The organism is Sorangium sp. So ce295, from assembly GCF_051527405.1.
Lineage (GTDB): Bacteria > Myxococcota_A > Polyangia > Polyangiales > Polyangiaceae > Sorangium > Sorangium cellulosum_B.
In genome coordinates, this window is the sequence record NZ_CP150324.1 from 5,766,187 (window position 1) to 5,784,876 (window position 18,690).

15 protein-coding genes are annotated in these 18,690 nt (G+C 71.4%); 5 read left to right on the forward strand and 10 right to left on the reverse strand.

What is annotated here, in order from left to right; genetic code table 11:
• Positions 1–102 precede the first annotated feature (102 nt).
• Together nth and WMF11_RS21795 are read left to right on the forward strand one after the other, a co-directional pair.
• Complete coding sequence (gene nth / locus WMF11_RS21790) at positions 103–864, forward strand: endonuclease III (RefSeq protein ID WP_437978771.1); 762 nt, start codon at positions 103–105, stop codon at positions 862–864.
• 141 nt (positions 865–1,005) lie between these two features.
• Entirely contained in the window at positions 1,006–1,302 is a 297-nt protein-coding gene (locus WMF11_RS21795; protein ID WP_437978772.1) for a hypothetical protein, read from the forward strand.
• Between the two features lie 51 nt (positions 1,303–1,353).
• On the opposite strand, the gene meaB is transcribed toward WMF11_RS21795, so the two are convergent.
• From meaB to WMF11_RS21810, 3 genes are all read right to left on the reverse strand, one after another.
• Positions 1,354–2,430, reverse strand: coding sequence for a methylmalonyl Co-A mutase-associated GTPase MeaB (meaB, locus tag WMF11_RS21800; protein WP_437978773.1), 1,077 nt, complete (start codon positions 2,428–2,430; stop codon positions 1,354–1,356).
• Positions 2,431–2,496: 66 nt separating this feature from the next.
• Entirely contained in the window at positions 2,497–2,799 is a 303-nt protein-coding gene (locus WMF11_RS21805) for a hypothetical protein (protein ID WP_437978774.1), read from the reverse strand.
• Between the two features lie 62 nt (positions 2,800–2,861).
• A complete protein-coding gene (locus WMF11_RS21810) occupies positions 2,862–3,656 on the reverse strand; it encodes an arginyltransferase (RefSeq protein ID WP_437300935.1) in 795 nt (264 codons plus the stop codon).
• Between the two features lie 371 nt (positions 3,657–4,027).
• Between WMF11_RS21810 and yhbY the strand changes: the two genes are divergently transcribed.
• Entirely contained in the window at positions 4,028–4,330 is a 303-nt protein-coding gene (gene yhbY, locus WMF11_RS21815; protein WP_437554472.1) for a ribosome assembly RNA-binding protein YhbY, read from the forward strand.
• A 136-nt stretch (positions 4,331–4,466) separates the two neighbouring features.
• On the opposite strand, the gene WMF11_RS21820 is transcribed toward yhbY, so the two are convergent.
• The 5 genes from WMF11_RS21820 to WMF11_RS21840 form a co-directional block, all read right to left on the reverse strand.
• Positions 4,467–8,297: an FAD-dependent oxidoreductase gene (locus tag WMF11_RS21820; RefSeq protein WP_437978775.1), complete on the reverse strand. Its 3,831-nt coding sequence runs from the start codon at positions 8,295–8,297 to the stop codon at positions 4,467–4,469.
• A 217-nt stretch (positions 8,298–8,514) separates the two neighbouring features.
• A complete protein-coding gene (accC, locus tag WMF11_RS21825; RefSeq protein ID WP_437554476.1) occupies positions 8,515–9,861 on the reverse strand; it encodes an acetyl-CoA carboxylase biotin carboxylase subunit in 1,347 nt (448 codons plus the stop codon).
• Between the two features lie 21 nt (positions 9,862–9,882).
• Positions 9,883–10,389 carry an acetyl-CoA carboxylase biotin carboxyl carrier protein gene (gene accB, locus WMF11_RS21830; protein WP_437554477.1) on the reverse strand — a complete coding sequence of 169 codons (507 nt, stop codon included), beginning with the start codon at positions 10,387–10,389 and terminating at the stop codon, positions 9,883–9,885.
• A 57-nt stretch (positions 10,390–10,446) separates the two neighbouring features.
• Positions 10,447–10,914: a type II 3-dehydroquinate dehydratase gene (locus WMF11_RS21835; protein ID WP_437748006.1), complete on the reverse strand. Its 468-nt coding sequence runs from the start codon at positions 10,912–10,914 to the stop codon at positions 10,447–10,449.
• Positions 10,911–11,270, reverse strand: a complete 360-nt coding sequence (locus tag WMF11_RS21840) for a roadblock/LC7 domain-containing protein (RefSeq protein WP_012236555.1) — start codon at positions 11,268–11,270, stop codon at positions 10,911–10,913. The genes WMF11_RS21835 and WMF11_RS21840 overlap by 4 nt, the downstream gene beginning before the upstream one ends.
• Before the next feature lie 608 nt (positions 11,271–11,878).
• Between WMF11_RS21840 and WMF11_RS21845 the strand changes: the two genes are divergently transcribed.
• The gene (locus tag WMF11_RS21845) at positions 11,879–13,765 is read left to right on the forward strand and encodes an aconitase family protein (protein WP_437910441.1); all 1,887 of its coding nucleotides are present in this window, start codon (positions 11,879–11,881) and stop codon (positions 13,763–13,765) included.
• Between the two features lie 87 nt (positions 13,766–13,852).
• On the opposite strand, the gene WMF11_RS21850 is transcribed toward WMF11_RS21845, so the two are convergent.
• Entirely contained in the window at positions 13,853–15,937 is a 2,085-nt protein-coding gene (locus tag WMF11_RS21850; protein ID WP_437910442.1) for a hypothetical protein, read from the reverse strand.
• A gap of 24 nt (positions 15,938–15,961) precedes the next feature.
• On the reverse strand, positions 15,962–17,059 hold the full coding sequence (locus tag WMF11_RS21855; protein WP_437910443.1) for a hypothetical protein: 1,098 nt from the start codon (positions 17,057–17,059) through the stop codon (positions 15,962–15,964).
• A gap of 167 nt (positions 17,060–17,226) precedes the next feature.
• Here WMF11_RS21855 and WMF11_RS21860 point away from each other — a divergent pair, with 167 nt between their 5' ends.
• Positions 17,227–18,654 (forward strand): sulfatase, encoded by a 1,428-nt coding sequence (locus WMF11_RS21860; RefSeq protein ID WP_437978776.1) that lies wholly within the window; start codon positions 17,227–17,229, stop codon positions 18,652–18,654.
• Positions 18,655–18,690: the final 36 nt, after the last annotated feature.

The following is an 18,690-nucleotide window of genomic DNA, read 5'->3' on the forward strand; positions in this document are numbered from 1 at the left end:
CCGCCCGCGTCCGTCGCTGTCGATCCCGCAGACAAACATCGAGACGAGGGCGTCGCACCCCCGGTGAAGCGGCCGGACAAGGCGGCTCGCGGGGGTGCTCCGATGGCGGCGACGACGCGCGCGTCGAGGTCCAAGAAGGCGACAGCGCTCGCCGACGCGGCTCGGCCGAGGCCGGCGCGCGCAGCGCCGAGCACGCCTCCGGCCACCTTCGCGCGGCTGCGGGCGCTGCACCCGGACGCCCACTGCGAGCTGGCTCATCGATCCTCGTTCGAGCTTCTCGTCGCGACGGTGCTCAGCGCCCAGACGACGGACGTGCTGGTCAACAAGGTGACCCCCCACCTGTTCGGCGCGTATCCCGATGCCCGCGCCCTCGCCAGCGCCGATGCCGCCGAGGTGGGCGCGCTCCTCAAGCGGCTCGGGATGGGCATGTTCAACCAGAAAGGGAAGAACATCGTGGGTCTCGCGCGAGGCCTCATCGAGCGGCACGGCGGCGAGGTGCCGAGGACGCTCGCCGAGCTCGTGAAGCTGCCTGGCGTTGGGCGCAAGACGGCGAATGTGGTGCTCGGCGTCGCCTTCGAAGCGCCGGAGGGCGTCGTGGTCGATACCCACGTGCAGCGCCTGTCGCAGCGGCTCGGGTGGACGACCAGCGACAAGCCAGAGCAGATCGAGCGCGACCTCGTGGCGCTCTTCCCGCGGCGCGACTGGGATATGCTGTCCCACACGCTGATCTTCCACGGCCGCCGGATCTGCTTCGCGAGGAAGCCAGCGTGCGGAGGCTGCGGGATCAGCGACGCGTGCCCGAGCGCGTTCCGCGCAGAGAACGTGGGGCGCAAGCCGCCACGCCGCCGCGGCGCCGCGCCGTGAGCGCCAGCCGCGCTGCGCGCAAAGTGGGTGTCGAGCGCACCGGCGGAAGGTGGGAAGCAGGCGAGCGCGGCTCATCGTCGCTCGGCGCCCAGCGAGCTGTTTATCGCGCTGGAGCCGAGGACGCGGGATAACCTTGGGCCGATGAAGGCCTCGCACATGATCCTCAGCCTTGCCTGCCTCTTCACCGCGGCGTGCAGCCCTCTGGAGGACGATCTCTGCGACTACAAATGCGACTGCGAGGGGTGCAGCGACCGCGAGTACGGCGACTGCCTCGATCGCTACGATGACAGGTACGTGGACGCCGACCGCCGCGGCTGCGTCGACCAGTACGACGCTCTCCTGGAGTGCGAGGACGACACCGGGATGTGTAACCGCGACGACAAGTGGAGTACGTCCTGTAAACCCGAGAAAGACGCGCTGGATCGCTGCATCGACTAGCGCTGCCGCGCGGCCGATCTGAGCTGGCCGCCCCGGCCTCCTGGCCGCCGCTCAGGTCTCGCCGCCGGGCGCGACGGCGGCGCCAGCCGTGACGGCGCCTGCGCTGCGGAAGGCCGCGACGAGCCGCTCCGACGCGGTGTAGGGGTCGACCTCGCGCCGCGCGACGGCATGCACCGCGGCCTCGAGCGCGGGACCGAGCGCGGCGACCGCGGCGTCGGTGAGCGCGTCGCGGAGCTGCACGTGCATCGCCTCGCGCAGGCGCTCCTCTCGGCGCGCAGCGCCGGCCTCGGTCCCGAACAGCCACGCCCGGTGCCCCTCCAGCTTGTCCACGAGCGCCGCCACGCCCTCGTTACGTGTGGCCACGGTCCGCGCGATCACGGGCTCCCAGGGACCTTCGACGGGCTCGCCACCTGGAGAGGGCGCCCTCTGCGCGCGGGCGTGGAGCGCCGCGGCGCTGTGCCCGCGCGCCCGTCCGGAGGCCGCAGCCACCTCGCCGCCGAGCGCGATCATGAGCTCCAGATCGCGCACCGCCGCGTCGGCCCCGTCCCGGTCGGCCTTGTTCACGGCGAAGACGTCGGCGCACTCCAGGATGCCCGCCTTGATCGCCTGCACCTCGTCGCCCATCCCCGGCGCGGCGACGACCAGGGTGGTGTGCGCCATCCGGGTGATCTCGAGCTCGTCCTGCCCGACGCCGACGGTCTCGACCACCACGACGTCCGCGCCCCAGGCGTCGAGCACCCGCACGACGTCCACCACCGAGCGCGACAGCCCGCCGAGCGCGCCCCGGGTCGCCAGCGACCGGATGAACACGTCGGGATCGTCGAAATGGGCCTGCATGCGGATGCGGTCGCCGAGGATCGCGCCGCCGGTGAACGGGCTCGTGGGATCGACCGCCACCACGGCGACCCGGCGACCTTGCCCCCGGAATACGCTGATCAGCCGATCGGTGAGCGTGCTCTTGCCTGCCCCCGGGTTCCCCGTCACGCCGAGGACCCAGGCGCGGCCGGTATGGGGGAAGAGATCCTTCAGGATCGCGGCATGGTCGCCGACGCGGTCGTCGACGAGCCGGCAGGCCCGCGCCGTCGCGCGCATGTCGCGGGCGAGGACCTTGTCTGCAAGCGGATGCACGCGAGCGGCTTAGGCCCGGCGATGCCGGAACACAACCGGCCCGCGGGCAACGCGGCGCCGGCCTACCTACCCTGCCCCGCCACCGCCGCTGCCACCACCGCCGGCCGTACCGTCGCCACCGGCCGTACCGCCACCGCCGCCGGTACCGCCACCGCCGGCCGTACCGTCGCCGCCGGCCGTGCCGCCACCGGCCTCACCGCCGCCGCCGGCCTCACCGCCGCCTGCTCCGCCCTCCCCGCCTGCCGACGAGCCGGCGCCCCCGGCGCCCCCGGCGGCGGTGTCGAAGATCGGCCTCGTGTCGCCGCACGCGACGACGAAGAGAGCCCAGAGCGCAGCGCACGAGGTGAAAGCGAGAGCGCGATTCCACATGGGTACGTCCTTGCCACGAGACGCCGAGCGGCGCGCTCGCGAAATCCAGCGGCGTGCTCCTGTCATGGCGCCGCAGGCGGCTGCCGCTCGAAGCGCCGCCAGCGGCCATCGATGAGCCGCTCGTGCGGCAGGTACTGGGCCTTGTAGACCAGGCGCGAGCAGCGCTCGACGTACAGGCCGAGGTACAGGTACCGGAGGCCCCAGGAACGGCACAGCTCGAGCTGCTTCAGGATCGAGAAGACACCGGGGCTCAGCGGCTCAAGCTCGGGCTCGTAGAACGAGTAGACCGCGGACAGCGAATCCTGCCCCCGATCCACGACGGCAACCCCGACGAGACGGCCGCCGACGCGATAGCGCATCTCGAACGTCTCGCAGCAGCTGTCCACGAGGAACGCCTCGTACCCCTCGGCGCCGAGCGGACCGTCATCGCGCATCAACCCCCGGCCGTGCTTGTGCCGGTTGTACAGGATGATCTTCTCCCGCGTGGTCACGGGCGGGCCGATCTCGACGTCCACCACCCGCTCTCCACGGCGGAGCACCCGGCGCTGCGTGCGGCCGGGGACGAAGTCACGAACGACGATCCGGATCGGCTCGCACGCCCGGCAGGAGGGGCACTGGGTGCGGTAGAGCAGCTTGCCATGGCGGCGGTTGCCCGCGACGAGCCGCTGGTCGAACTCCGCGCGCGTGAGCGGACGGATGGGCACGCGCAGCGGCATCCGCGCCTCGGCTTCAGGCAGGTACGGACAGGGGCTCACCTCGTCATGGACCGTGAGCTCGATCGGGTCCGCTCCCTCATCCAGCCGAGGGAGCTCGGCGTCCTGCCCCGCTACCGCATCTCGCTCGCTCGATGAGCCCATGTCGGTGTCGATCCGAGCGCTCGAGCCCCCCTCGAGCTGCCGGCCACTAGATCAAGGGGATGCCTGTTGCATGGCCACGTCAAGCAAAACCCAGAGCGCCCGGGTCCCCCTGGGAGCTCCGACCGCTTGCGCCGCGCTGGGCCTTATCGCACATCTACCCATGAAAACCCACGTGCACCCCACACATGCTGCATGCTCCGGTTTACCGGCGCTGGCGCCTGAGCGATCACGCGTTGTGCGAAGAGCCCGCGCGGCGCGCCCTTTTCGCTTGGCCCGGAGGCCAGTATGACCGCGCGCGCGACCGCGACAGGGACGTCCCTCGACCATCGAGCGCCCGAATCGCGCGACCGCCTCAAGAAAGGCCGAACGCTTTGGATCTGACAGGAAAGCAGCGCCGCCACCTCCGCGCGCTGGGGCATCACCTCGAACCGGTCGTGCAGCTCGGCAAGGCCGGCCTGACCGACGGCGTCGTCGCGGCCGTCGACGCCGCCCTGGAGCGGCACGAGCTCGTGAAGGTACGCCTGGGCACCGAGTGCCCGGACGAGCTGGACGACGTCGCCGACACCCTCTCCGGGCGGCTTCGCGCCGCCGTGGCGCAGACGCTGGGGCGGACGATCCTGCTGTACCGGCGCCACCCCAAGGAGCCGAAGATCAAGCTGCCCGCGGGCAGCTGACCGCGAACGGCCGCGCGCGGCCGCGCACCCCCACCCTGCGCGGCCTCGGGCGCCTCGAGTCGACGAGGCGCTGCCGAGGCCGCCTTCCCGCGTTCCGCGGGGGCGAGGCCTCGGGTCGCCGAGGCCCGAGCCTGCGTCACACGTGCCGGAGCGTGGGGCGCTCGGCCAGCAGGTGATCGAGCCAGGCGTTCGACAGCTTCTCCTGCACCGTGTTGGCCCGGAGCCTCGCGGCGAGGTTCTTGAAGTCGACGTGGTCGATGAGCTGGTCCTGGTTGAAGCACGAGAAGACCAGCGTCTCCTTGCCCGTCTCCGGGTCCACGTGCCGCTGGAGGCACTGCGCGCAGACCTCCTTCATCATGCACTGCATCGGCGAGTTGATGCTCGCGATGCCCACGTGCTTCGGATCCAGGTGCGGCGCCAGCACGCCGTGCCGCGCCTCGCGCACGGCGTTCATCATCTTGTCCGAGCCGATCGCGATGATGCGACGGACCTCCGAGAGGGCCGCCAGCTCGCCGCCGAGCTGGCGCTCTGCGTAGGCCCTCATCGCCTGGACGATGTTGCCGCGGAAGTGGTGGTCGGTCGCGCGCCGCGGCGGGATCTCGGCGCCGCCGTCCGTGCACCAGACGACCTGGTCGGTCGCCACCTCGATCTCGTCCTGCTTGAAGAGATCCTCGCCGCGCCGGTAGCCGGCGAAGTAGATCACGCGGTCGCCGCGCGCCTTCAGCGCCTTCGCGATCGAGAACAGGACGGCGTTGCCGAGCCCGCCGCCGGCGAGCAGCACGGTCTCCCCCTCGGGGATGTCCGTGGGCGTCCCGGTCGGCCCCATCACGACGACCTCCTCGCCCGGGCGCAGCGCGGCGAGCAGGCGGGAGGACGCGCCCATCTCGAGCGCGATGAGCGACAGCAGCCCCTTCTCCTTGTCGACCCACGCGCCCGTGAGCGCGAGGCCCTCCATCGCGAGCCGCGTGCCGCGGATCACGGGCGAGCGCACCTCGTAGTTCTGCAGCCGGTAGAACTGCCCGGGCTCGAACTTCCGCGCCGCCGCGGGCGCGCGCACGACCACCTCGACGATCGTCGGCGTGAGCCGCTCGACCCGCTCGACCACCGCGCCGAGGTCGTGATCGAGGCGGGCGAAGAGGTCGCGCCGCCGCGCGTCGCGCGCGGCCTGCGGCTCCTCGCCGAGCCGGGCGATGTCGTGGCGGAACAGCGCGACGACGGACGGGTACGCGTCCTTGGCGCTCGCCATCGCCTTCACGACGCTCCCCGCGTAGTGGGGGTGGTTGTCGCCGTAGAAGCTCACCGCGTGCTCGCCGTCGTTGTAGCTCGTGAAGAAGCCCTCCCGCGGCTTGGCCGGCTCCACCTTGAGCGCGCCGCCCTCATCGACGTAGGCGCGGTGCGGCTGGAAGAACTGCCGCCACTTGTCGAACACGAACGAGCCCGGGCGCTCCTTCTCGTACGTGACGTTGGGGCTCGTCCCGGCCGCGACGCACACGGTGCGGGCAGGGATCGAGACCGCCTGCCCCGCGCTCCGCCACTTGCCGTCGACGATCTCCTGCCGATCGAAGACGAGCGAGGAGACGCACCCGCGCTCGTCGAGCACCGCCTCGACCGGGGCGAGGTTCTCGACGTAGCGGATCCCTTCCTCGAGCGACTTGGCGACCTCTTCGTGGTTCAGCCGGTACGCCGGCGAGTCGATGAGCCGCTTCCGGTAGACCAGCGAGACGCCTCCCCACGCGTCGATCAGGTCCTGGAAGCGCGGCGGGCGCCCCTCGCGCGCGGCGCGCGCGCGCTCGTCGCGGATCTCCTCCGCGTGGCGCCGCTGCTCGGCCAAAAACTCCCGCTCCTCCTCGTCGAACATCGCGAGGACGGCGGCCTCTCCGCGCTCCGCGATCAGCGCGTCGAGCCGGTCGGCCGTCTTCTCGGCCTGCACGACGTAGTACGCGGCGAGCTCCGTCGCGGTGTCGATCGCCGTGAGGCCGCCGCCGATCACCACCGCCGGCAGGCGCACCTGGAGGTTCGCGAGCGCCGAGCGCTTGTAGGCTCCGGCCAGCTGGAGCGCCATCAGGAAGTCCGACGCCTTGCGGATGCCGCGCGCGAGGTTGTTCTTGAGCGGGATGATCGTCGGGCGCCCCGCGCCCGCCGCGATCGCGACGTGGTGGAACCCGAGCCGGAAGGCGTCGTCGAGATCGATCGTCCCGCCGAACCGCACGCCGCCGTAGATCCGGAGCAGCCGCTGCCGGGCCAGCGTGACGTACAGGACGGTGAGGAAGTTCTTGTCCCATCGCACCGTGATCCCGTACTCGCTCACCCCGCCGAAGCCGAGGAGGACGCGCTCGTCGAGCTCTGTGTAGAGCCGCTTGAAATCCTTGACCGGGCGCGGCGGGCGCGATTCGTCGCCCGTGAGCTCGACCGGCAGCGGCTCGATCTTCAGCCCGTCGATCGCCACGCACGCGAAGCCCTGCCGCGTGAGGTGGTGCGAGAGCGTGTAGCCGGCCGGGCCGAGGCCGACGACGAGCACGTTCTTGCCGTTGTACGGGAGCGCGTGCGGCCGCAGCGCGTCGAGCGGGTTCCAGCGCGTGAGGAACCCGTAGATCTCGAGGCCCCACGGGAGCGACAGCACGTCCGTGAGCGCCGCGGTCTCGATCTGCGGGATGTCCACCGGCTCCTGCTTCTGGAAGACGCACGCCTTCATGCAGTCGTTGCAGATGCGGTGGCCGGTGCCGGGGCACATCGGGTTGTCGAGGCAGACGAGCGCGAGCGCGGCGATCGACTCGCCCCGCCCCCGCATGGTGTGCATCTCGCTGATCTTCTCGTCGAGCGGGCAGCCGTTCAGCTCGACGCCGAGCGGGTTCGCCTTGATCGCCCCGGTCTTGTTGTCGCGCAGGCCCTTCGAGCACGAGTCCTTGTCGCGATCGTGGCAGAAGAGGCAGTAGTCGACCTGGCTCTCGACCTCGCGGGGCGGCGCGCGACGGTCCGTCAGCGTGAAGCCGTCGCGGTCCCTCCGCTCGTGCTCGGGGCCGACGAGGAGCTCGGCGGCGCCCGGGCTGCCGTTCGCGCCCTTCCTCTGCAGCTGCACGAGCTCCTGGTAGTCGAGCGTGCGCGGCGCCTTCAGCGTCGGCCACCGACGCGCCGGATCGTGCTCGTCCGCGCGGCGCGCCGCGAGCCACGCCTCGACGGCGTCGAGCGCGAGCGCCACGACCGCCCCGTCCTCGGCCTCGGTCGGCTCCGCGCCAGCGACGGCCGCCGCCGGCGCCACACCCTCGGCGAGCGCCGGGTCCTCCCGCAGCGCCGCGCGCACCTTCGCCGCCCGCTCGCGGAGCTCGTCCGTCCACTTCGCGCCGCCGGCCTTCGCGGCCTTGCGGGCGATCTCGTCGACCTCGATCAGGGCGAGCGTCGCGCGGGCGATCGCGAGCTCCTCCGCGGCGGAGCCGCCGTCGAGCGCGCTCGCAGGCGCGCCCATGGCCGCGAGCGACCGCCGCGCCGCGTGCGCCGCCTCGACGTGCGTGCCCCGCCACGACTTCCCCGGGTTCGGCTTGAACAGGCGCTTCTTCGAGAACTCGCGCTTGAAGTCCCAGAGCGCGCTCCGCTCGAGGGTCGCGTCGATCTGCGCCTGCGTCTCCCGCTCGACCCGGAAGAGCGTCGCCACGAAGCGGCCGACGTGGGGCGCCGCCGCGAGGAGCGCCTCGGAGACCTGCTCCGGCGTGAGCGCAGGCCGGCCCGCGCCGGCGCCGGAGGCGTCCGCCTGCGCCGCGCGCAGCGAGGCCCGGTAAGCGTCGAAGCGCGCGTAGGCGCCTTCGTCTGCTGCGTGGAAATACTCCTCGAACCGCTCCGTCAGCTCGGCGAGCTTCGCAGGGTCGAAGAGATCGGCGTAGCCGAAGCCAGGGAGCCCGAGCTCGAGCTCGGAGGCATCGGAGGTCGCCTGCACCCACGAAGAGAAGTCAGCCTGCACTCCAGCGTTCGCTTCCATACCCGCGGCAAATGCTTTCTAGTTCAAGGGGTTCGCTCACCCGACGAGGGCTTGCCCGCGCAGCCTCGAGAGCGACGTAAAGTAGCACCAGGTCGCACTTTCGACCTGGTGCTCGAGCAACATTCAATCGAGCTCGCGCTGCGCTGGTCAGCGCGTCGAGCACTCGATCACGCAACCGCTGCGCGCATCGACACGTCAACCGCGCCGGTGCGTCGCGTCAGAATCCCTGCGAGACGACGCGCTCGATCGTATGCGTGGAGATGTTGCCGGCGACGACCTCTGGATCTCGCAGCAACGCCTGGTGCAGCGGGATGTTCGTGCGGATGCCGCCGATGATGAACTCGTCGAGCGCGCACCGGAGCCTGGCGATCGCCTCGGCCCGGTTCGCGCCGTGCGCGATCACCTTCGCCACCAGCGAATCGTAGGAGCTGGGAACGCGGAAACCGCCGTACACGCCGGAATCGACGCGGATCCCGACGCCGCCGGGCGAGTGGTACTCCGTGATGAGGCCCGGCCACGGCACGAACGAGCGCGCATCCTCGGCGTTGATCCGGCACTCGATGGCGTGGCCCCGGAAGCTCCAGGGCCGCGTGTCGGGGAGCGAGAGGCGCTCGCCTGCAGCGGCGAGGATCTGCTGCGCGACGAGATCGACGCCGGTCACCATCTCGGTGACCGGGTGCTCGACCTGGACGCGGGTGTTCATCTCCATGAAGAAGAGCTCGCCTCGCTCATCCATCAGGAACTCGAGCGTGCCCAGGCCGGTGTAGCCGGTCTCGAGGATCGCACCCCGGAGGATGTCGCCCATCCGGGAGCGCTTCTCGTTGTCCATCGCCGGGCTGGGCGACTCCTCCATCACCTTCTGGTGCCGGCGCTGGAGCGAGCACTCGCGCTCGCCGAGCGTCCACACGCCCCCGTGCTGATCCGCGAGCACCTGGAACTCGATGTGGCGCGGCGCCTCGACGTAGCGCTCGAGGTAGACGTCCGGGTTCTTGAAGCCGCTCAGGGCCTCCTGCGTCGCGATCTCGAACGAGCGCTGCACCTCGCCGGCCTCGCGGACGATGCGCATGCCCCTGCCGCCGCCGCCGCCGGAGGCCTTCAGGATCACCGGATAGCCGACGCGCTCGGCCTGCTCGGCCGCGTCCGCCGCGCTCTTGAGCACGCCCGTGCCGCTGAGCATGGGGATGCCGAAGCGCTTGGCGACCTCGCGCGCGGACACCTTGTCGCCCCAGGTCCGCATCGCCTCCGCGGTCGGCCCGATGAAGGTGAGGCGGCACTTCTTGCAAAGCTCGGCGAACTTCGCGTTCTCCGAGAGGAACCCGTAGCCTGGGTGGATGGCGTCGGCGCCCGTGACCTCCGCCGCCGCGATGATCTGCGGGATGTTGAGGTAGCTCTTCGACGCCTCGGCCGGACCGACGCACACGGCCTCGTCCGCGAACCGGACGTGCAGCGCCGCTGCGTCCGCCTCGGAGTGGATGGCTACCGTGCGGATGCCGAGCAGGCGGCAGGCGCGGATGACACGCATCGCGATCTCGCCGCGATTGGCGATCAGGATCTTCTGGAACACGGCACCCTCGCCAGGGCAGCGCTAGCTGCCCCGCACCTTGAAGAGACGCTGCCCGAACTCGACCGGCTTGCCGTTGTCGACGAGGATCTCGACGATCGTGCCCGGAGAGTCCGCCTCGATCTCGTTCATCAGCTTCATCGCCTCGATGATGCAGAGCGCCTGACCCACGCGGATCGCGCTGCCCACATCGACGAACGGGGGCGCATCGGGCGACGGCGATCGGTAGAACGTGCCGACGAACGGCGACGTCACATAGGAGATCCCCTCGTCGCTCGCCGCCGCAGGGGCCGCCGGCGCGGGCGCGGCGGCCGGCGCAGGTGCCGCCGCGGGCGGCGCCGGCGGCGGCGCGACCGGCGCGCTGTGGAGCTGGAAGGCGGCGGGCGCGAGATGCGGCGCCGCGCCCTGCGGGATGACGCCTCCGCGCGTGAGGCGAATGCGAACGTGTTCGTCCTCGAACTCGAAGTCGTTCACGTTGCGCTTCTCTAAGATGCGTACCAGCGCCCGCAACTGCTTGAGGTTGATGTTCATGGAAGGACGTTCGGCCATCGATGTTTGCCGCCTTTCAACCAGAGTGACGGCGCATGTTCAACCTCTTTCGTCGGATCGCAGCTTCTCCAGATGCCCGAGCAGCCCGATCAGCCCAAGGACATACGAGCTCGGACCGAAACCCGCGACGCGCGCCATGCACGCAGGCGCGATGCGGGAGCGACGGCGGAACGGCTCACGGCCGTCCGGGTTGGAGATGTGCACCTCGACGGTAGGAAGCGCGCTCGCGCGGATCGCGTCATAGAGCGCGATGGAGGTGTGCGTGTAGGCACCGGCGTTGAGGAGGATGCCGTGGAAGCCGCGATCGCCAGCGTGGCTGATCGCGGTCACGAGCTCTCCCTCGCAGTTCGATTGCATGCACGACACCGAGGCGCCGCGGGCCTTCGCGGCCTCCTCGACGGCGCGGTGAACGTCATCCAGCGTGGCCGTGCCGTAGATCGCTGGCTCGCGCTTGCCCAGTCGATCGAGGTTCGGCCCGGAGATGACCGAGATGCTGAAGCCGCTCAGGCGAGCTCCTTCAGCAGCACGGGCACCTTGGTGCGCAGGAGGTACCGGGCCTTGCCGATGTTCGCGTCGGGCGTCATCGAGAAGGCCACGAAGTACGAGTTGTTCACGACGCGGATCAGGGTCGTGACCTTCTCGGCCTGGATCGCGATCTCGGCGGCGTTGCCCGCGTCGAGCATCTCGGCGGCGCGCTGGATCGACTTCAACACGACGCTGAACTCCGCGCCGATGGTGGTGATGTCGAACGCGGCCCCCGGCTTGGAGTAGCTGTCGACCGGGATCCCCTCGAAATCCATGAGAAGGGTCGCGATGCCGCCCTCGGTGTTCTCTACGACTTCCTTCAGCACGGCCTGGAACATGCGCCGAGATTACCCAAGCGCGGCACGATCGGGAAAACAAACGAACCTGGCCCGGCATCTCGCGCCGCGGCGCGGGAGAGCCGGCGCTCCTCATCGTCGCCCGACCCGCTCGGCCGCGCGCGCCCGAGCCGATGGCAGCCGGACGCACGCGGCCAGGCCCATGGCAGACGGGCGCGCACGGCGTCGACGACAGATGGCACTGCGCGGCAGCGCCGCGAAGGCTCGTACCGGCCGCCTGCCATCGTGGACCAGCGCAACAGACGCGACACGACGCGACACGACGCGACACGACGCGACAGGCGAAGCGCGGCGAAACGTTGGACCGGGCGGGCGCTTTGCCTCTTGCATCCTGGTCCCAGCCGGGCGATTCCCGCCCCTGGGGGCCCGCTCCAAAGCACGCCTTGACCCTCGTCCAGGCGAGCGGCTAACGTGCGGCCGTTCTTTCGCCTCGCGGCAAGGTCCGGAGGCGGATCCCACCGGCGCGTCTCGCCGGGGGGCCGACGTCAAACGTGGTCGGGAGCGGCGTGCGCCGTACCCGCCATCTCATCAAGAAAAACAAGGACGGCCCAACATCTATGCGTGCTCGAGCCGGGGATCCCCCCCGCACGATGCCCCAGAAGATCCTTGCCGGGCGGGCGACGGATCCTCAGCTGCGCGGTGATCTCGTCCAGGTCAAGGTCGACCAGGTGATCCTCTCCAGGGCGCCGTCGCGCGCGCTGGCCGAGGCCATCGCCACGGGCATGAAGAAGACGCCGGTCGAAGTCGCCGTCGCCTACGACGGCACCTGCGTGGCCGACGCGAGCTCGCTCGCGGATATCGACGAGGGCAGCCCGCACTCGGTGTCGCCCGAGTTCCCGACCTACAACATCCCGATCGCGCGGCCCGGCATCGGGTTCCCTGCGCCCGTTCACCTGGAGCGCTTCGCGGCGCCGGCGCGGCTCGCCCTCACGGACGACCCGCGCCTCACGACCGTCGGCGGCATCGGCATGCTGTCGCTCGTCGTCTCGCCGAGCCAGCTCGGGCAGGCGCTCGCCACGGGCTCGGTCTGGCTCCGGCCGCCCCGCAGCGTGCAGATCCACCTCTCGGGCAGGGTGCGGCCCTTCGTCTGCGCGCGGGACGTCGCCCTCGAGCTGCTCCGCAGGAACCTCGACGAGGTGGTGCGCCGCATCGAAGGCGAGCACCACGCGCCGGTGATCCTCGAGTTCGCCGGGCCGAGCGCGCGGCTGCTCTCCGTGGGCGACCGCGCGGTGCTCTGCGGCATCGCGCCCCAGGTCGGCGCGGCGGCGGCGCTGTTCGTGAGCGACGAGAAGACGGAGGTCTTCCTCCGCGATCAGCGCAGATCGAAGGCCCACCGCGCGCTCGTGCCGGACCCGGGCGCGCCGTGCGAGGAGGTCGTCTCGATCGATCTCGGCACGGTCGATCCGCTCCTCATGGACGAGGAGGGCGTGGTCCGGCCCGTCCGCGATCTCGCCGGCAAGCCCGTGGCGCAGGTCGTCCTCGGGGGCGACTCCGGCGTGACGTTGCGCGACATGCTCGCGGCGGCGCTGCTGCTCAAGTCGAAGCGCGTCCCGTCGCGGCTCGACCTGCTCGTCGCGCCGCCGTCGCGGCAGGTGCTCGAGGTGCTCGCGCAGTCGGGCGCGCTCGTCGATCTCGTCGCTACGGGCGCGCGCATCGTCGAGCCGGACAGGCGCGTCGTCACGTCGGAGATCTACCCGCCGCCGCCCGGCAGCCTGTCGCTGCGCACCGCGGATCCGGAGCCCCGCATCGCCGGGGCGCCGTCGTTCGTCGTGGCCTCGGCGGAGACCCTGGCCTACGCGGTGGCGACGGGCGCGGTCGGCGATCCGCGGTCGTTCAAGCGGCCGGTGCGGGTGACCGTGCCGCGGGCGCTGCCGACCGACGACGTGCTGATCCTCCGCGACAAGAAGGGGGAGCAGGTGAGCACGAAGAAGCCGCCGCCGGCGCCCGCGGCGGTGCCGTGGAAGGGGCCGCTGACGCTCGACGTGCTCGCCGGCGTGCCGAAGGTGAACGGGCACGCCGCGGTCGGGGCGCGCGGGCGCGCCGCCCCTGCGCCGGCCGAGGCGCCCGCGGCGGCCGCCGCGGACCCGCAGGGGCAGGCAGCGCCGGCCGAGGGCAAGGCGGCCGGCGGCGTGGCGCTCGTCCTGTCGACGCTCGACGAGGTGCGGGCGGTCGCGGAGCGCGCGACCGATCTCTCGACGGTGCGCGCGGTGGTCGCGCCCTTCGTCCCGAGCACCGCGGTGTCGGCGTTCGCGAGCGAGGGGATCGCCACGTTCCTCGTCGGCACGGAGGCCCTCGGCAGCATCAAGGACCAGAAGAGCGTGGAGCTCCCCGCCCCCGCGCAGTGGGGCGATCGCGTCGCGGCGATCTTCGGGAGCGAGCGCGTCGAGATCGCCTGGCTCGCGACCGGTATGGAGCGGAGCTGGACCCACGCAGGCACCGTGCGGCAGCCGCCCAGCGCGGGCAAACCAGCGAGGTAGCCGGGCCGGGATCCCGGTGGCGAGGCAGCCCCCCGCAGGAGCGAGGAGCCGCCTTCCACCGGGAACCGGGGAGCCGGACAGCAGCGCTCAGGGAGCCGCGCGCACCGGGGCCAGCGGGGCGAGGAGCTTGATCTCGTTCGTGAGATCGCGGAAGCGGATCTGCTGCTCGTTGATCTGCATCTCGAGGACGATGACGCGCTTCGTGATCTCGTCGAGGCGCGCCGACGCCTTCGCGAGCCGATCGGTGAGGTCGCGGCGGAGCTCGTCGGCGGTCTTGTTCTTCTCGATGGCCCTGAGGTTCTGGCGGAGCTCGTGGCTCTGCTGCTCGAGGCGCTGCTGCTCGGCGAGGATCCTGTCGCGCTCGTCGATCGCGGGGCGGAGCTTGCCCCGGATGTCCCAGGCCTGACCGAGCTGCTTGGCCACGGCCGCGTCGGCGCGCGGGTCCTTCAGGTAGCCTTGCACCGCGTCGTCGGCGAGCTGGTCGAGCCAGTCGATCTGCTGCCGGAAGAGCCGTCGCTCGTCCACGTCGAGCACGGCCGTCCCCCGCCGCGGCACGTCGATCGGAACGAGCGCGCTGCCCGTGCCGACGTTGTCCTCCGTGCCCTTCGGGGGCGCGTGCAGCCGCGTCCCGTGCAAGCGGGGGTGCTTCACGAGCGTCCTCGCCGCGAGGTCGCCGCCGTTGCGGACGGCGTACTTCGTGTGCGTGACCCAGTCGCGCTCGATCTCGAGCGCGCCGCCCTCGATCTTCGCGAGGCGCGCCCCCTCCGCGCTCTCGTCGCGCGTCGTGTCGACGGCGAGGCCCCGCTCCAGCGCGAACGGCACCGTCGTCGTGGCCCCCGGCGGCAGCGGCTCGACCATGCCCTGCCCCAGGAACGCGCCGTTCTCGAAGACGGCGATGGGGCCGCGCTCCAGCAGCCCCTTCGTGTCGTTCGTGAAGCGCGCCACCCGGAACGGGTGAGAGCTCGACGCGGGCACGCCGCCGTCGGGCGCGAACAGGAAGATCGACTCGCCGGGGACCTGCCGGGCCAGGAGCAGGACCATCGTCGCGCTCTTGTCGGGGATGTCGACAGGGAACGGGATGTCGTAACGGGTCGTGCCCGCCTCCATCGCGACCGCGGCGAGCGCGCTCATGTTGCGCGGCGGAGAGGGGTTCATCACCATGGGCGGCGGCGCCTGCGCCGCCGCTGACCGCTTCAACTGCGGCCCCGCGTGCTGCCCGGCGGCGCGCGCCTCGTCGCGGTCGCTCAGCTTCGGCATCGGCTTCGCGGCGGGCGCCGTGGCAGCCGCGCTCGGCCTCGTGGACCGCAGCCTGCCGCCGCCCTTCTCCATTTCGGCCTGGACCTCGTCGGCGAACGCGTACCCCTCGCCGTCGTCGCCCGGCGCCGCGGGCGCAGGCGCGACGGGCGGCGGTGGCGGCGGCGCGGCCTCGGTGGCCAGCGTCGTCTCGCTCGTCGGCACGGACGCGATCACCTCGCCCTGGTCGCTGACGACAGGGCGCGGCGGGATCGCCGCCTGGTCGAGCGTCGCCTGGAACGCGAGCGGCGCGCCCGCCACGAGCGACAGCTTCACCCCCTTCCAGTCCTCGCCCGAGAGGTTCTGCACGATGCCCCACGCCTGGAGGTGCGCCTGCTTCGAGTCCGCGCGGGGCGCTGCGCCCTGCGCCCCACCGGCCCCCATCACGAGCCGGTACGACGGCCTCCACACCGGCGTCTCCGCCACGTAGCCGACCACGAGATCGTGCTCTCGTCCGTCGAGGGTGAGCTTCACCTTCTCGTGCTCGTCGTCGCGCTTCTTCGCCGCCGCCGCGCCCTTGTCCTTCGGCGCCGGCGTCGGCGTCACCTCGGGCTCGAGCTCCTCCGGCGCCTCGTCCTCGCCGGATCCGTCGTCGACCTCGACAGGGAACGACGCGCTCCGGACGCTGCTGCCGCCGGCCTCGATGACCGCGAGCGTCGCGAGGAAGTCGCCGACCTTCTCCTTGCGGACCCGGAAGGTCACCTGATCGGCGTCGATGAGCCCTCGCCGCTCGAAATACGCGACGCCGTTCCTGTAGATGACCACGCGCCGCAGCGCGAGCCCCGAGGCGTCCACATCGGGGCCGCGCGCGCAGCCGGCGAGCAGCGTGAGAGCGAGGAGCAGGCCGGAGCCCGCCCGCGCGACGTCGTACCGTCTCATGAATGTCCCTGGGTTTTGCTTGCGTCAGCTGTCGGAGGGCGCCGCCGAGGCGCGGCGCCAGTCGGGCGGCAGGTCGAGAAAGCCCTCGTTGCAGAGGAACTCGTAGAGCCCCTCGCAGACCTCGCCGCAGATCATGCTGAAGAGGTGGGGATCGGTGATGAAGAGGATCGTCTCGTCGCGCTCGGCGCCCGCGGTGTCGGCGAGCTGGGCGACCAGCTCGTCCTCGGCGAAGCCGACGAGCATCACCATGAGGTGGCGCTCGAACGCGGCGCGGAAGCGGGGGAACGCCTCGCTCGTCAGCTTGTACGAGTACGCCCTGCCCTCGAACGTCCGCGCGTCCTGCACGACCCGCGCGGAGATCTCGCCGAGGCTCTGGGCGAGCTGCACGCTGAAGAAGTCGACGAGCACGGCGTGGACCACCGAGACGATGCGCCTGAGCTCGCTGGATCGGCGCGCGAGGAAGGCGTCCTGCATGTCCTTCGTCAGCTTCGCGAGCAGCTCGAACGACTGCTCCCGCGCGTCCTCGGACGCGAACTCGAAGCCGTCGAGCTCGACCTCGATCCGGTTCTTGTAGCGGGTCAGCACGTAGAAGAGCGCCTGCTCGCCGTGGTGGATCACCTTCGGCGCGCCGTCGCGGCCGCGCGTCTTCTCGTGGAGCTCGGACTGGAAGAACAGGCGGGCGAGGTTCCTGTGGATCTTCTTGAGCCGCCGCTCGACGAGCAGCGAGATGCCGTCCTCGCGGATGACCCGCTCGAGCAGGGCGCAGAGGGTCTTCTCGTGCGCGTCGCGGATCGCATCGCGGTTCTTCGCCCCGCGATCCGCGGCGCCCGCCGACGCCTGGATCACCTTCAGCTGGGCGACGACCTGCGCGGTGACCGCGTCGAGCTCGGGGTTGGTCTCGAGATCGGCGCGGTAGTGGACGATGCGCGCCTGCATCTGCTCCTCGAGCAGGCCGAGCGCCATCTCGGTGATGTGGTCCTTCAGCGCCTGGCTGACGTGCTCGCCGACGCGCCGCGGCGCGTCGGGCGGGAGCGGCCTCGGCGGCTCGTACGCCGGCCTCCCCCCCGGTTGCGATCGGCCCGAGGGCGGCAGCGGCGGAGGGTTCCGAGGGACCGGGGCCATGACCCGACAGCATAGCGGAACTCGCCCGTGGTGTGCGCTTTTGGCGGAGCGGCGCGAGTCGGAGTAAGACGGCGGCCATGCACGCGGCCATGCACACGCTCGCTTCACCCATGTGCGCCTCGGGACCGGAAGGCCCTCGGGCGCCCTCCTCGCCGGCCCTCTCGTCCATGGCGCCCCCGCGCCTGGATCACCGGCGCCTCGCGGCGGCGCGCCTCGCGGCGGCGCTCGCGCTCGCGCTCGCCAGCGCCGGAGCGGGCTGCTCTCGCGACGGCGACGGACAGCCGCCGCCCGCGCGCACGCCGGAGCCCGCGGCACGGCAGGAGCCCGCGGCGGCGGCGCCGGCCGCCACCGCAGAGACCGCCGGGACGACCGCCGCGACGGACAGGAAGGACGGCGCCGCGGGGGCGCCGGCAGGGCAGCGCGAGAGGTTGAACGTCCTCGTGGTCTCGATCGACAGCCTGCGCGCGGACATGCCGTGGAACGGTTACGAGCGCGACATCGCGCCCGTGCTCACCGCGTTCGAGAAGAAGTCGGTCAGCTACACCCGCCACTACGCGATCTCGTCGTACACCTCGATGAGCGTCGGCGGCTTCCTCGCCGGGCGGTACCCGAGCGAGGTCGATCGCAGCGGCTACTTCTTCGGCAACTACCCCGACAGCGTCCTCATGTTCCCGGAGCTCCTGCAGAAGGCCGGGGTGCGGACGATGAGCGCGCACGCGCACTTCTATTTCGACCAGAAGGCGGGCTTCCGTCAGGGCTTCGACGTGTACGAGATCGTGCCGGGGCTCTCGGCCGACAACACGACCGACCGGAACGTCACGAGCCCGGGGCACCTCGAGCTCGCGATGAAGATGCTCTCCGACAAGGCGAACACCTCGGGCACCTTCTTCGCGTACTTCCATTTCCTCGATCCGCACGACGTGTACATGACGCACGAGGGGATCCCGACGTTCGGCAAGCGCGCCCGCGACAAGTACGACGGGGAGGTCAGGTTCACCGACATGCACGTCGGCAAGCTGCTCGACTTCGTCGCGCAGCAGCCGTGGGGCAAGGACACGGCGATCATCGTGACCGCGGACCACGGCGAGGCGTTCGGCGAGCACAAGATGTTCCGCCACGGCTTCGAGGTGTGGGACGTGCTCACCCACGTGCCGCTGATGATCCAGGCGCCCGGGATCACCCCGCGCCGGATCGACGTGCCTCGCAGCTCGATCGACCTGGCGCCGACGATCCTGGAGCTGACCGGCGCGCCGGCAGAGCCGTCCTTCCCCGGCAAGAGCCTGGTGCCCGAGCTCCACGGCGCGACGCCGGAGCCGCGCGACGTCATCGTCGACCTTCCGCGGACGAGCGACAACGACCGGCGCAGGGCGCTCATCCACGGGCAGTACAAGCTCATCGCGTACGGCGACGACGACGCGTTCGACCTCTTCGACGTCGTCGCGGATCCGGGGGAGACGAAGGATCTCAAGCGAACGCAGGCGCCGGTCTTCGAGGAGATGAAGGCGCTCTACAAGGAGCGCTCCGCGGCCATCAAGGACGTGTGCCCGAAGAACACGGCGAAGCTCAAGGGGAAGAAGAGCAACAAGCGGTGCTAGCGCGGAGCGCCGCGCCGCGCGCTGCCACCGCTGAGG